Origin of the sequence: Streptomyces sp. NPDC093221, assembly GCF_044753885.1 — a bacterium.
GTDB lineage: Bacteria > Actinomycetota > Actinomycetes > Streptomycetales > Streptomycetaceae > Actinacidiphila.
In genome coordinates, this window is the sequence record NZ_JBIVOA010000012.1 from 161,768 (window position 1) to 176,843 (window position 15,076).

The window sequence follows — 15,076 nt, forward strand, 5'->3', positions numbered from 1 at the left end:
TTACCCCGTACGAGCCCCGCGCCCGCCCCGGCAGACGCGGGGCTCGGTCGCGCCGCGGCTACGACGCGGCCTCGACCGCCTCGAAGATGTCCGCGTCCGTTTCCCGCTGCCAGGGCGGCAGCTCAGCCCAGTCCGCGACATACCCGGGCTTCGGGTCCTCGAAGTGCCGGTAGATCTGCGCGATCCAGCACGTCGCCACGAACCGCCCCTTCTGCTCCCGGCCGAGCCTGCCCGCGTGCCCGCCGCTCACCGCCAGGAACTCCCGCACCTGCCCCTCCACGGCCGCTGCCGACGCCCGCTCCCACTCCGGCGTCGCCTCCCACGGCGTTACGTACCCGGCCTTCGGCTCCCCCGGGAAGTGCCGGTGCACTCCGGTGATCCACGCCTCACGAAACAGGCGTCCAGGTTCTTGTGTCACGTTCGGACTCCCAACGCTGTCATGCGGTCCGACAACTCCCGGACCCGCCTGTCGGACACGTACGGCGTGAGATGACTCCTCAAGCCGTGCAGTTTTTGGATCATGTAACCCGACCTGGTCCGGTATGCCACGTCCACCGCGCCCGTCCCATGGCTCACCAGCCGGTCGATGTCCTTGCGGCGGGCACCGATCACGGCGAGGTCGGTGAGCACCGAGCCCTGGCGGCGCGGGGAGAGTGGTTCACGAAGCGCTCTCGTGAGAGCCTGCTCGGCCAGGTCCAGCCGACCCAGGGAGATATAGGCGGCCCCCCGTTCCTCCGCCAGTCGGTCGCCGGTGAAGCGCAGCCAGCCGCTGGGGGCGGGGCCGGTCAGATCCTGCACGCCGGCCGCCTCGTCCAGCGCGCGGTTGCAGCCGTCCGCGTCACCCAGCCCGGCGAGGACCTGCGCCCGCACGGATGCGACCCAGTGGCGGGTGGGCAGCTCACCGTCTCCGTTCCGCGCGAGGGCCGCGGCTGCCTCAAGCAGCGGAAGCGCCTCCTCGTACTGGCGCGCGTAGAGACTGACGAACGAGTGCCGGACCAGCGCACAGGCCCACAGATCCCGGTCCCCGGCTTCCTTGCTCGCGTCACCGGCCAGCAGGTAGCACTGAGCGGCTTCGGTGTACCGGTTCGCGTCGAACCAGACCTCGCCGGCGAGTTGGGCGATGTCGCCGACCATGCCGCACAGTTCGCGGTGATCCGAGGCCCGCTGCCCTCCCCTCAGGGCAGAGGTGAGAGAGGCGAGTTGTTCCCGCACCAGCGGATACACCGACTGCTTGGTCGATGTCAGACCGTAGACGCTCCATAGATCGGCATTGAGCGTGCTGCGCTCACGCATGTCCTCGGTGGGAGCCGCACCGGTCTCGGGCGGCGCCACGGGCTGCGGGAGTGCGACTATCGCCCCCGTGACGCTGACGAGTCGTAGGAACTCACGACGGATCATGTCCTCAAGAGTGCCTGAGTCGGGCTCCTGAACGAACGCGTTGTCGATATGGATTGGCCCGCCGTGTCCGGTCGCGGTCCTGGTCCTGGTCCGTCCGTACGTCGCCCGCCGGACGGTCACCGCGACTGTGCTGATCGTGGCCCGCCGTGGGCTGAATCCCAGGTCGGTCAGGGAGCGACCGGTGAGTTTGTGCAGCACGCGCTCGTAGACAGGCCGGGGGCTGGCGACCTCTCCGCGCTCCCACGCCGCGATGAGGCGCGGAGTGCAGCCGGTGTTCTCGCCCAGAGTTGACGCCGTGGCGTTGACGTGTCGGGCGAACTCGGTCCGGCTCATGCGGAACTGAGCTTCCCGCACATCGCGGATGACGTTGTTGGGCTTGGCGTCTGCGGTCATCTCGGCTCCGGCACTTCAGCACGTTGACGGTCAGAACGTAGCTTCTGAAGCGGCACGTTGGAGGCTGGATGCCCGGTCGGGGCGACTCCGATGTGCGAATTGCATGCTTCTTACACGCCGGTGGCCACGCGATCGCCGGACGCTATCGGTTTTCCTCGATGAGCAACTACGAGCAACTACCGGAGACGCTGCTCATTCTGGAACGGAGATCGCCCATGCCGACCAAAACCGTGGCACCTCGCGGCCGGCCCCGCATGATTGCGCGGCATCGCATCGCACTCGGGCTGAGGCCCGAACTCGCCGAGGTGGGCCGTGCGCGCCACGAGTTGCGTGACCGCCTGGCCGAGTGGCGACTGAGCGAGGCAGCGGACGTGGCGCTGATCGTGCTCAGCGAACTGGTCGGCAACGCGTTACAGCACGCGCCGTGCCCGAGCATCGCGTTGACCGTGACCGCAGCCGACGGTCACGTGCTGATCGAAGTACGCGACGGCTCGCGCCGTCCGCCGGTCATCGACCGCGGCCCCGATCGCTACGGCGAGACCGGTCGCGGGCTGCCGTTGGTGGCCGCGCTCTCGCGGGACTGGGGCTGGACACCGCACGAGAACGGCACGAAGACGACGTGGGCCGTCGTAGCCGCTTTGGTGCGCGAGCCCGCGTGACCGTCACCCCCCCCGTATTTCCGTGGAAGAGACCCGGCCCCCCGGTCGGGCAGGCCCCGGTTCGATTCCGGGCGACGCGACTTCGAGAACAACCATGGAGGGTCCGCCGTGAACGACTTCGTGCCCGCACCCTTACCCGTGTGCGGTGCCCGCCGCCTCTTACCCGACCAACTCGTGCCCGCGGCGCGGGCGTTCGCCCCGCCCGACACCACGGAGCCCGAGCACGTGGACCGCGACCTGCGATGCGTGCTCCAGGCCCACGCCGCAGGTGACCACCACGCGTACGTGATGCACATCGACGGCCGCGACACCGGTTCGGTCTGGGCCCGGTGGGACCGAAGCGAGGGGCCACTCGCCCTCACGGTGCTGCCCGACTGCCGGGTACGCGCGCCCGAACCGCTGGACGAGGGGTGCTGCCAGTACGCGGACCATCCCGGCGGCCACTGCTACGAACTCACCGACCCCTGGCAGCCAACGGCTGTCCCCGCGGCGTCCACCGCCCACCCGCGGGAGATGTAGACGCGTGCCATCCGACTGCGACCGACATTCGCGTGGCGGGAGGTCACTGGATTGTGCAAGCCCCGCGAAGTGCCGGACCCACGGCTACTCGCGGGGCAGCATCAGTTGCGCGACCGCGCCGCCGCCGTCCTCGGCGGGGACGTTGCGGAAGGTGAGGCGGGCGCCGAGGACGCGGGCCTGGCCGGTGGCGATCGTCAGGCCCAGGCCGTGGCCGCCGCCCGAGCGGGCGGCGGAGCCCGTACGGAAGCGGTTGGGGCCGTCGCGCAGGAGGTCCGGGGGGAAGCCGGGCCCGTGGTCGCGGACGCGCAGATAGGGGCCGTCGACCACCACCTCGACGGGGGCGCCGCCGTGCCGGGCGGCGTTGGCGAGCAGATTGCCGAGGATGCGCTCCAGGCGGCGCGGGTCGGTGGGCACGACGGCCTCCTCGGCCACCGTGACCGAGGCGTCCGGCGCCAGTGCCACGACGCGGCGGCGGACGAACTCGCCGAGCGCCAGCTCCTGGAGGTCGGCCTGTTCCGCGGCGCCGTCCAGCCGCGCCACCTCCAGGACGTCCTCGACCAGCGTCCGCAGCGCGTGCACGCGGTCGCGCACCAGCTCCGAGGGGCGGCCGGGCGGCAGCAGCTCGGCGGCGGTGACCAGACCGGTGACCGGCGTCCGCAGCTCGTGCGCGATATCGGCCGTCACCCGCCGCTCGGCCTCCAGCCGCAGTTGCAGCGCGTCGGCCATCGCGTCCACGGCCCGCGCCAGCTCGTCCGTCTCGTCCCGTACGCGCCGGCCGCCGATCGCCTCGCGCACCCGTACCTCGGTGTCGCCGTCCGCGACCTTGCGGGCCGCGACCGCCGCCTTCCGCAGCCGCCGCGACATCCGGCCGCCGATCAGCACGCCGATCGCCGTACCGCCGACGACGACCGCGAGCGACCCGGCCACCAGCGCCTGGTCGAGGTCGTCCAGCACGGAGTAGCGGTCGGTGAAACCGGTCTTCAGCGACAGCACCCGGCCGTCCGCGGCGGGCGTCTCCGCCCACACCATCGGGTGACCGCCGGTGTCCTGCACATACGTGGCGCGCTGCCCCTTGGCCGCGAACTCCTTCAGCTCGCGCGGCAGCTCCGGGTCGTCGATCTTGGCGTAGAAGACCAGCCGCCCGGTCGTCTCGTAGATCCGCAGCGCCGACTGGACGCGCTCGTCCTGGACGTCACGGGTGCTGTTGATCATGCTGACCCGCGCGGCGTTGTGCACGACCAGGCTCAGCGCGAGCGCGACCAGCGCCGACACCACGGCGATGGCCGCGGCGATCTTCCAGCGCAGACCGGCACGGAACCAGCGCGGGCCGGTACCGAAGCGGCGCGGGCCGGTACGCAAGCGGCGCGGGCCGGTACGCGAGCGGCGCGGGGCTCCGGGGTACGAGGAGGCGGACGGCGAGTCCGCCGGACGGGACGGCACGCGACCTCAGGCCCGCAGCTTGTAGCCGAAACCGCGGACGGTCTCCAGCCGGTCCTGGCCGATCTTGGCGCGCAGCCGCTGCACATGGACGTCCACGACCCGCGTGTCGCCGCCCCACTCGTAGTCCCAGACCCGCTGGAGCAGCCGGTCGCGGGAGAGCACGGTGCCGGGCGCGCCCGCGAACTCAAGCAGCAGCCGCATCTCGGTCGGGGTCAGCGCCAGCCGCTCCCCGGCCCGCGTGACCACCATGCCCTCGGGGTCGATCTCGATGTCCCCGAAGGAGAGCTGCGGCGCGTCGTCCAGCCCGTCGTCACCGCCCGCCGCCCGGAAGCGGCGCAGTACGGCGCGGATGCGCGCCACCAGCACCGCGCCGTCGAACGGCTTGGTCACGTAGTCGTCGGCCCCGGCCTCCAGGCCGAGCACGATGTCGATGGCGTCGGCCCGCGCCGACACCATGATCACCGGCACCGTCGACTCGTCCCTGATCCGGCGGCACAGCGACACGCCGTCCAGGCCCGGCACCATCACGTCGAGCAGCGCGAGGTCCGGCCTGCGGGCGCGGAAGGCCGTGAGCCCTTCGAGCCCGTCGGGCGCGGCCGTGACCTCGAAGCCGTCGCGTTCCAGCGCGAGAGTCGTCGCCTCGCGGATGACGTCGTCGTCCTCGACGAACAGGACATGAGTGGCGGCCACCGGGCTATTGTCCCTGGCCGTGCTGGACGGCGTCGCCGTCGGCCGACATCTGCGGGGCCGTCGAACCGGCAGCGGCGGGACTGCTCGGCCTGCCGGACACGCCGGAGGAGGGGGATTTGGCCGGCGCCGGGGTCGTGGTCTCCGCCGCCGGCACGCCGGGGTCGACCGGGTCCGACTTGGGCAGCGGCGCCGGGTCGGTCGAGGTCGGCTCGGGCGAGACGGTCGGGGTCCGCGCGCCGAAGTCCGAGAAGTCCCGCGCGACCTCGACGAAGCGCTGCCCGCGCCAGGCGTACGTGATCGACTCCTGCCCGGTCGGATACGTCGCCGGGTCGTCGGTCCTGTACACCTCGTGGATGATCTGGAGCCGCCCGTCCTCGACGCTGCCGTAGACCGGCGGCTGCTCGTCCGCGAACACGTTCTGGTACTTGCCGTTGACCATCCGGTACACGTACGCGGCGATGCCGAGGCCGTCGCCGCACGTCGTCACGTTGATCACCAGGTCGGGGCCGTCGCCCGCCGTGAGGTCGCCCGAGTCGGTGTCCATCGGGTAACCGGCCCCCACGCACGGCGTCAGATCCTCGCGTACGTCCGCGCTGACGCTGTTGTCCTTGCGCACCATCGTGGCCAGCGCCACCTGGTCGGCGACGATCGCCGGGGCGACGGTGGACGGCGTCTTCACCCGGGTGGCGGCCGGCGCCGGGCCCTCGCGGCGGGCGCCGGTGGCGGCCGTACCGCAGCCTGCGACCACGACGCACGCGCACGCCAGCGCGCCCGTCGCGAGAGTCGAGGCTACGCGGCCCACACGCCCTCCATGCGTTCCATCGGTTCCCGGCCGAGCGCGGCCGGGTCCAGCGGGTCGGTCGATCCGGCCGACCCGGTCGAGCCGGCCGTGCCGAGCGGAGCGGCCGCGCCGAGCGGTCCGGTCGCGTCCGTCGAATGAGCCGGGTGCGTCGAGTATGCCGATTCCGGTTGGGACGCGTCACGCCCGGCAGAGTCCCGGTCCACCGCGTCCAGCCGGGAGTAGCCGTAGCGGCCGTGCTCCAGTTCGTACCGCAGCCGGGCCAGCGCCCGGTGCAGGGTGCTCTTCACCGTACCGGTCGACATGCCCAGCGCGCGGGCCGTCTCCTGGGTGGAGAGCTGGCCGTAGTGCCGCAGCATCACGACCTGCCGCTGCTTGGGCGCCAGCACCGTCATCACGTCGAGCAGCATCTCGCGGTCCGCGCGCTGCTCCGAGCCGTCGTCCACGCTCGCGTCCGGCAGCTCGCCCGTGGGCACCTCTTCCAGCTTCCGGTTCCGCCACCACTCGGTACGGGTGTTGATCATGACCCGGCGCATGTACGCGTCGGCCAGCGTCTTGTCGGCGATGCCCTCCCAGCGCGGATACGTCCGCACCAGCGCGGTCTGTACGAGGTCCTGCGCGTCGACCGGATTGGGCACCAGGCGGCGGGCGCTGCGCAGCAGGGCGTCCTGCCGAGTCCGCACGTACTCCTCGAACTCCAGTACCTCGCCGTTCCCCGCCATGGTGTGACTCCGTCCCGTGCCTGCCTGCCGCTGTCGTCGTTCCCTGCCGACATCGAGGACGCTACGGAGCGGATGTTGGGCTTTCGCCACCGCGAGCGCACAGCGGCCTCACAGCAACCCATCGGTTCTGTAACGGGTGGAATGCAAGCCGTGAATGGTTATGAATAGGCGTATTCCATGATGAAACGGGCATTTACGGACTCGAGAAGTCAGGCGTTACAGGGGGCGCGGCCCGCGAAAGCCGAGGTGGGAGTGGGGACGGGGGCGGGCACGCGGCACCGCCGGGGGAGGGCGCGCGGCACCGCCGGGCCCGGATCATCCGGAGACCGTGCCCGGCGGAGAGCTGTGACGGTTACGGCGCTGTGACGGATGCGGCCCTGAAGCGGATGCGGCGCGGTGGCGGATACCGCGCGGTGGCGGATACGGCGCTGCGGCGGATACGGCGGTGGCGGGTACGCCCTAGACCGGCAGCCGGTACACGCCGTCCGCCAGCGGCTCGACCAGGCCGTCCTCGACCAGGCCGTCCAGCGCCCGGGCCCGCTGCACCGGCTCGTGCCACACGGCGTCGAGCGCGGCCTGCGGTACGGGAGCGGTGGAGGCGCGCAGGACGGCCAGCAGCCGGCCGCGTACCTGCCGGTCGGTCCCGGCGTACGTCTGGCCCCGGCGCGCCGGCCCGTCGTGCGCGGGCGAACCGGCCAGCCGCCAGACGCAGCGCGCCGCGATCGGGCAGCGCCCGCACTCGGGGGAGCGGGCGGTGCACACCAGCGCGCCCAGCTCCATGGTGGCCGCCGCCCACCGCGCCGCGACCGGCTCCTCGGCCGGGAGGAGCGTCTGGGCGGTCCGCCGCTCGGCGGCCGTCGTCGCGTTCGGCGGATACGCGGTGCCGGTCACCGCGCGGGCGAAGACCCGCCGCACATTGGTGTCGAGCACGATGTGCCGCCGCCCGTACGCGAAAGACGCCACGGCCGCCGCCGTGTACTCCCCGACACCGGGCAGGGCCAGCAACTGGCCGTGGTCCTCGGGGACTTCGCCGTTGTGCTGGGCCGCTATGGCGGTGGCCGCCGCGTGCAGCCGCAGCGCACGGCGCGGATAGCCGAGCCGCCCCCAGGCGCGTACCGCCTCGCCGGGCGACTCCGCCGCGAGGTCGGCCGGGCGGGGCCAGCGGGCCAGCCACTCCTGATGCACCGGCAGCACCCGGACGACCGGCGTCTGCTGGAGCATGAACTCACTGACCATCACCGACCACGCGCCCGCGTCCGGCCGCCGCCAGGGCAGATCGCGGGCGTGCTCGCCGAACCAGTCGATCACCAGGTCGTGCAGTTCGGTGACGGCGGCCGGGGGAGCCGCCGAACCCGCGGGGGCGGCCGGGGACGTGCGGGCTGAGGTGCTGACGGAAGCGTCGCGGATGTCGGTGCTCATGTCCTCCCGATCCTCGCACAGGCCACTGACAGCGACCGGCCGTCCCCTTAAACGTGATGATCGGCAAAGACCGGCCGCCGAGCGGCGGGTGTTGCGGCGAGGCGCGGGTGATCTCCCCTAGAGTTCGGGTGTGGGCTCAATGCGCAATCCCGTCGGACCTCTGCCGTCGACCATCTACTGGCGGCGGCGGGCCGTTGCGCTGTGTGTGCTCGCGCTCGTCGCCCTGCTGATCTTCTGGCTGGTCAACTCGACCGGCGGGGGCGGCGGTAGCGGCAACAACGGCTCCTCGGGCACCCACACGCCGGTCGGCACGATCACGCCGGGCCCCGAGCCGACCGGTACGCACATCACCGGGCGCCCCGGTGGCCGCGACACCTCGGGCGGCGACAGCGGCGGCTCCTCCGGTTCCTCCGCGGGCTCCTCCGGCTCCGACGGCGGCTCCAATGGCGGATCCAACGGCGGTGCCACGGACGGAAGTTCGGCCGGTGCCGGTTCCTCGGGCGGCAACGACGGCGGTACGTCGGGTACGGCGGGCACCTCGTCGTCCGGCGGCGCGGCCTCCGGCGGTGTCGCCACCAGCGGCGGCTCGGGCAACGGCGGCTCGGGCGGTCAACTGCCCGCCGGCTCCACGCTCCCCGACTGCTCGCCCGGCAGCGTCCAGCTCTCGCTGCGCAGCGTCCAGAACTCCTACTCGCCGGACGAGACCCCCGTCTTCGAGCTGCGCGCCGCGAATTCCGGATCCGTCTCCTGCAAGGTCGACTTCGGCCCCGCCAAGGCCGTCTTCACGATCACCTCGACCGCGGGCAACGCCCACACCTGGGCCTCCGACGACTGCCCCACCGCGGGCAGCGGCTCCTACCTCCTCCAGGTGCCCGCCCACGGCTCCACGACGTACACGCTCCGGTGGAACGCCAAGACCAGCTCCCCGAAGTGCGCGACCCCCAAGGGGAGCGCTGCCGCGCCCGGCACCTACCTGATCCAGGCCCGGCTCTCCGGCTACGGCGCCAAGCAGGTCTCCTTCGTCCTCTCTCAGGACTAGCCCCGGGGGGCCCGGCCCCCCGGCCGTCCCCGGCCCGCCGCTTCGTGTGGGCGGCGGACGAGGTCGGGGCGCTTCCGGTCCCCGAGGCAGCCGCCTCCAGCGGTACGTCTAGACGTACCGCTCCAGGATGGACGACTCGGCGAGGCGGGAGAGGCCCTCGCGGACGGAGCGGGCGCGGGCCTCGCCGACGCCGTCGACCGTCTGGAGGTCGTCGACGCTCGCGGCGAGCAGCTTCTGGAGGCCGCCGAAGTGCTCGACCAGGCGCTCGATGACGGTGTTGGGCAGCCGGGGCACCTTGGCGAGGAGCCGGTAACCGCGCGGCGAGACGGCGGAGTCGAGGGATTCGGGGGAGCCGGTGTAGCCCAGGGCCCGTGCCACGGTGGTGAGTTCGATGAGTTCGCTCTGCGGCAGCGAGTCGAGTTCGGCCATCGCCTCGTTGACCGTACGGCTGCGCTTGGCGGTCGGCTCCGGCACGTAGTCGCGGGCGACCAGTTCGCGCTCGGGCTCGACGCCCGCGATCAACTCGTCCAGTTGCAGGGCGAGAAGCCGTCCGTCGGTGCCCAACTCGATGACGTACTCGGCGATTTCGGTGGCGATCCGGCGGACCATCTCCAGGCGCTGGGCGACGGCGGTGACATCGCGCACCGTCACCAGGTCCTCGATCTCCAGCGCGGACAGCGTGCCCGCGACCTCGTCGAGGCGCAGCTTGTACCGTTCGAGGGTGGCCAGCGCCTGGTTGGCGCGGGAGAGGATCGCGGCGGAGTCCTCCAGGACGCGGCGCTGCCCGTCCACGTAGAGCGCGATCAGCCGCATCGACTGGCTGACCGAGACGACCGGGAAGCCGACCTGCTTGCTGACCCGGTCGGCGGTGCGGTGCCGGGTGCCGGTCTCCTCGGTGGGGATGGTCGGATCGGGGACGAGCTGCACGCCCGCGCGCAGGATCTTCGTCATGTCCTTGTCGAGGACCAGCGCGCCGTCCAGCTTGCACAGCTCGCGCAGCCGGGTCGCGGTGAACTCCACGTCCATCACGAAGCCGCCGGAGCACAGTGACTCCACGGTCTTGTCCATGCCCAGCACGATGAGGCCGCCGGTGTTGCCGCGCAGGATGCGCTCCAGGCCGTCACGGAGCGAGGTGCCGGGTGCGACGGCGCTCAAAGAGGCGCGCATCAGCCCGGCGTCGGCGCCGAAAACCCCGCCGGACCTGCCGGGGGAGTCGCCCGATGCCCTTCGGGCCGGGGGAGGGCCCCCTGCCCGGTCATTGGCTGCCACTCTGCAATCCTCCGGTCGCTACGGATGCCCAATGGGCGAGACCAGGGCAAAGTTTACGGCTTCAGGGGGGCGCGGCGCGGGCCGGACGGCTCCTACCGGGGTCCCGCGACGGTCCTACGGGGGTCCCGCGACGGCGCGCGGGCTCTCCCGGGAGCGCGCGCGAGGCCCCGCACGACCGTGTGCCGGGCCTTCCGTGACTGTACGCCGCGCGCAACCCGAACGGGTGCCGGGTGTTCCCCGGAACCGCGAGCCGGGCGTTCTCCGGGAAGGGGTGCGGGGTGTTCCCCCGTGCCCGCGAGCCGGGCGCGCGCGGCTGTACGGCTGTACGAACGCGGACGTCTGCACGGCCGTACGGGCACCGGCGTCCGCGGCCGTACCGGCGTACGCCGTGGCGCTACGACCGTGCGGTCCGCTTCGGCAGGGCCCGCAGCGCGTCCCCTATGTCCGCGACCTCCACCACCTTCATGCCCGCCGGGATCTTGCCGGGGTCCGGCGGTACGAGGGCGTGGGTGAAGCCGAGCCGGGCCGCCTCCGACAGGCGGCGCTGCACGCCGGTGACGCGCCTGACCTCACCGGCCAGGCCCACCTCGCCGATCGCCACCAGGTTCTTCGGCAGCGGGGTGTCGATGGCGGCGCTGGCCAGCGCGAGCGCCACCGCGAGGTCGGCGGCGGGCTCGGTGAGCTTCACGCCGCCCACGGTCGCGGTGTAGATGTCCTGCTTGCCGATGGCCTTGATCCGGCCGCGCTGTTCGAGCACCGCGAGCATCATCGACACGCGCGAGTTCTCCAGACCCGAGGTGGTGCGGCGCGGCGAGGGGATCTGGGTGTCGACGGTCAGCGCCTGCACCTCGGCGACCAGCGGGCGGCGGCCCTCCAGCGTCACGGTCAGGCAGGTGCCGGGCACCGGCTCGTCGCGCCGGGTGAGGAAGAGGCCGGACGGATCGGCCAGGCCGGTGATGCCCTCGTCGTGCAGTTCGAAGCAGCCGACCTCGTCCGTGGCGCCGTAACGGTTCTTGATGCCGCGGATCAGCCGCAGCCGCGCGTGCCGGTCGCCCTCGAAGCTGAGCACCACGTCGACCAGGTGCTCCAGCAGCCGCGGGCCCGCGATCGAGCCGTCCTTGGTGACGTGTCCGACCAGGATGGTCGACATCCCGCGGTCCTTCGACGCCCGGATCAGCGCGCCCGCGACCTCGCGGATCTGCGCGGTGCCGCCGGGCGCGCCGTCCAGTTCGGCCGACGCGACGGTCTGCACGGAGTCCAGCACCAGCAGCGCCGGCTTCACGTCGTCCAGGTGACCGAGAACGGCCGAAAGATCCGTCTCCGCGGCCAGATACAGATGGTCGGCGAGCGCGCCGATCCGGTCCGCGCGCAGCCGTACCTGCGAGGCGGACTCCTCACCGGTCACGTACAGCGTCGCGCCCTGCGCGCTGGACGCCTTCGCCGCCACGTCGAGCAGCAGCGTGGACTTGCCGACGCCGGGCTCGCCCGCGAGCAGGACGACGGCGCCGGGCACCAGGCCGCCGCCGAGCACGCGGTCCAGCTCCGGCACGCCCGTGGAGCGCGCGGTCGCCTGCCGCCCGTCGACCTGGCCGATCGGCCGCGCCGCCGTCGTCACCCGGCCGGGCGCGGTGGTTCGTACGGCGGGCGCGGCGCCGAACTCCTCCACCGTCCCCCACGCCTGGCACTCGCCGCAGCGGCCCAGCCACTTCAGCGCCGTCCACCCGCACTCGGTGCAGCGGTAGGAGGGACGGTCCTTCGAGACGGTCTTACGGGCAGCCATGCCGCCCACCGTAGCGGGAGGGTCCGACAAGGCGGCCGGACCGGCTCCTGCGGCTGCCGGGGGCGCTCAAGGGGGCGTGCGGCGCGGACATCGAGCGCGCGCACGTGCGTTCACTCGTAAGAATGACGGAGCTGTCCCCTTTTGGGCAGCATCACTACCCATAAGGATTAATGCACGCCAGGAGAGCTGAACCGGGGGCCGTACCGGGCCTACCGTCGCCCGGTGATGAGCAGGCAGGAGACCCCCACCCAGAACCAGACGACCGGCGCACACCGCAAGCACCGCGCGCCGGCCGGCCGGGCCGCCCGCAAGGACACGCCGGGCGGCGAGGCGCCGCGCACCGAGGCGCCGCGTCCGGAGGGACCGCGCGTGGAGGGAGCGCGCGTGTCCCGCAAGGAGGCCCGCGGCGACGCGCGCAAGGCCGCCCGCAAGGAGCCGTCGCGCAAGGACGCCCGCAAGGACGCCCGCAAGGACGCCCGTAAAGACGCCCGCAAGGACGTCCGCCGGGAAGCGACGCACAAGGCGCACGACCGTCAACGCCCGCACGGCACGCTCCCCATGCAGCCGCCCGCGCACTACGAGCCGTATCTGGACGGCCTGTTCACGTACTGCCTGTCGATCCTGTGCGAGCACGACGCGGCGGCCGGGGCGCTCGGCGAGGTGCTGGCGCTCGCCGAACGGCAGCGCGGCCACTTGCGCGACCCGAAGCTGCTCCGCCCCTGGCTGTACGCGCTCGCCCGCTGGACCTGCCTGCGCCGGCTCGCCGCCGGGCCGCCGGAGCCGCCGAGCACGTCGGTCGCCGTCGCCGAGCAGCGGCACGCCCAACTCGCCGCGCTCGCCTGGCCCGAGGCCGCGGGCACCACGCCCGAGCAGCGCGAGGCCCTGGAGTTGGCGGTCCGCCACCAACTCCCGCCGCACGAAGTCGCCGCCGTCCTCGGCATCGACGCCGACACCGCGCGCGGCCTGCTCGCCCGCGCCGCCTGCGAGGTGGAGCGGACCCGCACCGCGCTGTCCGTCGTGGACACCGGCAACTGCGCCGCCCTCGCCCAGATCGCGGGCGAGACCAAGGTGTTGCTCGGTACGGCGCTGCGCACCGAACTCGTCAGGCACGTCGACGACTGCCCGGTGTGCAGGCGTACGGCGGAACGCGTCGTCGCCGCGGGGCCCTGGCCGGGGGCCTCGGGCGTACCGGGCGCTCCGGGGGCCGGGTCCACCGCCGTGCTCGCCCTCATCGAGGCGCCGCGCTCGGCCGCGTACGCCGCCCTGCTGCACGCCATGGACGCCGGGGCCGGGCGCTCCCGCGACGCCACCCCGCGCTTCGACCGGCGCGGCTTCCCCATGGACCTCAAGGACCGCGCCGCCCGCCGCGCACAGCTCAGGCACCGGGCCGTCACCAGTACGGTCGTCGCGGCCGTCGTCGCCGCGCCCGTACTCGCCCTGTGGGCCGCCTATCACGCGGCGCCGCTCGGCGCCGACGCGCCCGGCACGGACCGCGCCGCCAGCGAGCCCGACGGTCTCAACGGCGACCCGTACCAGGAGGCGGGCAGTTCCCGGCAGGCCCCCGACCCCCAGCGCTCCGGCGGTACGGACACCCCGGCGCCGGTCCTCACCACGACCGTCTCGACCGACCCCACGGCCGCCGGCTCGGCGTCCCCCGGCGGCAGTACGCTCACCGTCACCGCCAGCGGCACCACCGTCACCCTGACCGCGCGCGGCGCGGCCCCCGTGCACTGGACGGCCGACACCGCCGCGTTCTGGATCCGGCTCTCCGCGACGTCGGGCGACCTGCGGCCCGGAGAATCGGTCACTCTCACCCTGAGCGTCGACCACGCCCTGGAGCCCTCCGGCTCCTGGACCGCCCGCATCGCCTTCTCCCCGGCGCACGCGACCGTGATCCTGCGCGGCTCCTCCACCCGCAATGTGCCACCGCCCGCCTCCGACTCCCCGACCACCCCGCCGCCGTCCTCGTCCTCCCCGACGACGCCCCCGCCGACGACACCTCCGCCGACGACCCCGCCGCCCACCACCCCGCCCCCGACGACACCTCCGCCGACGACCGCGCCGCCCACGACCGACGCCCCCAGCACCGCGCCGGAGTCGCCGAGCCCGGCCGGATAGCCGTACGGCGAAAGGGTGTTACTCCTGAGTAGCCGTACTCATGCCGGGCCGCCCGCGCGGCGGGACGATGAGCGGCATGGGGAAATTCACCGGCACGGTCGTGGTCACCCTCGTCACCGTCGGAACACTCGCCGTCGTCCACGCCGTCGGCGCACCGCTGTCCACCGTCCTCGGCACCGCCGCGGGCCTGCTCGGCCTGCTCTGGCTGCTCCTTCTGCTGACCGTGCCGTGGAACCTCTACTTCCGCGCCCACGCCGTCCTCGCCGAGATCCGGACCAGCCGCGAAAAGGGCCTGACCGTCTCCCCGGAACGCGACACCGAGGCCGGGCGGATCGCCCGCCTGATGCTGCGCGTCGCCCTCGCGGGACACCTCGTCACGGCCGCCCTCGCGGTCGCCGTCGCCGCGGCGACCGGCCGCGCCGCAGGCTACTGGCTCGCCGGATTCTTCCTGCTGAGCACCGTCTTCCGGCCCGCGGGCGCCTGGTTCGCGGCGCTGCGGCGCCGCCTCGGCACCCTCTTGAAGGACGTCACCTACCCGCGCGACGACGTCCTCGCCCTGCGCGCCACCGTCACCCGCGTCGAGAGCGGCGCCAAGGTCCTGGAGGGCAAGGCCGAGGAGCAGTACCACGCGCTCGGCGAACTCCGGTCCGCGGTCGACGCGTTGGGCCTGTCGGTCTACGCGCGGGCCGACGGGACCGACCGCCGGATCGCCGCGCTGGCGCGGGAGTTCGAGGCGACGGTGAACCGGCTGACCGACAACACCGAGATCATCGCCGGTCTGAAGGCGTTTCTGCGGCTGCTGCGGACGGAGGACGGGGTGCTGCCGTAACG

General features: G+C 73.1%; 14 protein-coding genes. 5 read left to right on the forward strand and 9 right to left on the reverse strand.

The window, feature by feature from the left end:
* Positions 1–58: 58 nt before the first annotated feature.
* Positions 59–418 (reverse strand): hypothetical protein, encoded by a 360-nt coding sequence (locus ACIQCJ_RS33345; RefSeq protein WP_355342282.1) that lies wholly within the window; start codon positions 416–418, stop codon positions 59–61.
* Positions 415–1,791, reverse strand: a complete 1,377-nt coding sequence (locus ACIQCJ_RS33350) for a transcriptional regulator (protein WP_402713555.1) — start codon at positions 1,789–1,791, stop codon at positions 415–417. Before ACIQCJ_RS33350 ends, ACIQCJ_RS33345 begins: the two co-directional genes overlap by 4 nt.
* Positions 1,792–1,949: 158 nt before the next feature.
* Here ACIQCJ_RS33350 and ACIQCJ_RS33355 point away from each other — a divergent pair, with 158 nt between their 5' ends.
* Both ACIQCJ_RS33355 and ACIQCJ_RS33360 read left to right on the forward strand, forming a co-directional pair.
* A complete protein-coding gene (locus tag ACIQCJ_RS33355) occupies positions 1,950–2,450 on the forward strand; it encodes an ATP-binding protein (protein WP_355342288.1) in 501 nt (166 codons plus the stop codon).
* A 108-nt stretch (positions 2,451–2,558) separates the two neighbouring features.
* Complete coding sequence (locus ACIQCJ_RS33360; protein WP_402713557.1) at positions 2,559–2,969, forward strand: hypothetical protein; 411 nt, start codon at positions 2,559–2,561, stop codon at positions 2,967–2,969.
* Positions 2,970–3,053: 84 nt separating this feature from the next.
* On the opposite strand, the gene ACIQCJ_RS33365 is transcribed toward ACIQCJ_RS33360, so the two are convergent.
* The 5 genes from ACIQCJ_RS33365 to ACIQCJ_RS33385 form a co-directional block, all read right to left on the reverse strand.
* Entirely contained in the window at positions 3,054–4,409 is a 1,356-nt protein-coding gene (locus tag ACIQCJ_RS33365; RefSeq protein ID WP_402713559.1) for a sensor histidine kinase, read from the reverse strand.
* 6 nt (positions 4,410–4,415) lie between these two features.
* A complete protein-coding gene (cseB, locus tag ACIQCJ_RS33370; RefSeq protein ID WP_355342294.1) occupies positions 4,416–5,099 on the reverse strand; it encodes a two-component system response regulator CseB in 684 nt (227 codons plus the stop codon).
* A gap of 4 nt (positions 5,100–5,103) precedes the next feature.
* Positions 5,104–5,901: a hypothetical protein gene (locus ACIQCJ_RS33375; RefSeq protein WP_355342297.1), complete on the reverse strand. Its 798-nt coding sequence runs from the start codon at positions 5,899–5,901 to the stop codon at positions 5,104–5,106.
* The gene (locus ACIQCJ_RS33380) at positions 5,889–6,620 is read right to left on the reverse strand and encodes a SigE family RNA polymerase sigma factor (RefSeq protein WP_391049628.1); all 732 of its coding nucleotides are present in this window, start codon (positions 6,618–6,620) and stop codon (positions 5,889–5,891) included. The genes ACIQCJ_RS33375 and ACIQCJ_RS33380 overlap by 13 nt, the downstream gene beginning before the upstream one ends.
* Positions 6,621–7,079: 459 nt before the next feature.
* Positions 7,080–8,039, reverse strand: coding sequence for an A/G-specific adenine glycosylase (locus ACIQCJ_RS33385; protein ID WP_402713562.1), 960 nt, complete (start codon positions 8,037–8,039; stop codon positions 7,080–7,082).
* A gap of 139 nt (positions 8,040–8,178) precedes the next feature.
* On the opposite strand from ACIQCJ_RS33385, the gene ACIQCJ_RS33390 reads away from it, so the two are divergent.
* Positions 8,179–9,078 carry a hypothetical protein gene (locus ACIQCJ_RS33390; RefSeq protein WP_391049625.1) on the forward strand — a complete coding sequence of 300 codons (900 nt, stop codon included), beginning with the start codon at positions 8,179–8,181 and terminating at the stop codon, positions 9,076–9,078.
* A 108-nt stretch (positions 9,079–9,186) separates the two neighbouring features.
* Here ACIQCJ_RS33390 and disA read toward each other — a convergent pair whose 3' ends face one another.
* Together disA and radA are read right to left on the reverse strand one after the other, a co-directional pair.
* Positions 9,187–10,347 (reverse strand): DNA integrity scanning diadenylate cyclase DisA, encoded by a 1,161-nt coding sequence (gene disA, locus ACIQCJ_RS33395; protein WP_391049623.1) that lies wholly within the window; start codon positions 10,345–10,347, stop codon positions 9,187–9,189.
* 394 nt (positions 10,348–10,741) lie between these two features.
* A complete protein-coding gene (gene radA / locus ACIQCJ_RS33400; RefSeq protein ID WP_355342306.1) occupies positions 10,742–12,127 on the reverse strand; it encodes a DNA repair protein RadA in 1,386 nt (461 codons plus the stop codon).
* Between the two features lie 225 nt (positions 12,128–12,352).
* Here radA and ACIQCJ_RS33405 point away from each other — a divergent pair, with 225 nt between their 5' ends.
* Together ACIQCJ_RS33405 and ACIQCJ_RS33410 are read left to right on the forward strand one after the other, a co-directional pair.
* Positions 12,353–14,245 (forward strand): hypothetical protein, encoded by a 1,893-nt coding sequence (locus tag ACIQCJ_RS33405; RefSeq protein WP_402713565.1) that lies wholly within the window; start codon positions 12,353–12,355, stop codon positions 14,243–14,245.
* Between the two features lie 76 nt (positions 14,246–14,321).
* On the forward strand, positions 14,322–15,074 hold the full coding sequence (locus tag ACIQCJ_RS33410) for a hypothetical protein (RefSeq protein ID WP_355342312.1): 753 nt from the start codon (positions 14,322–14,324) through the stop codon (positions 15,072–15,074).
* Positions 15,075–15,076 lie beyond the last annotated feature (2 nt).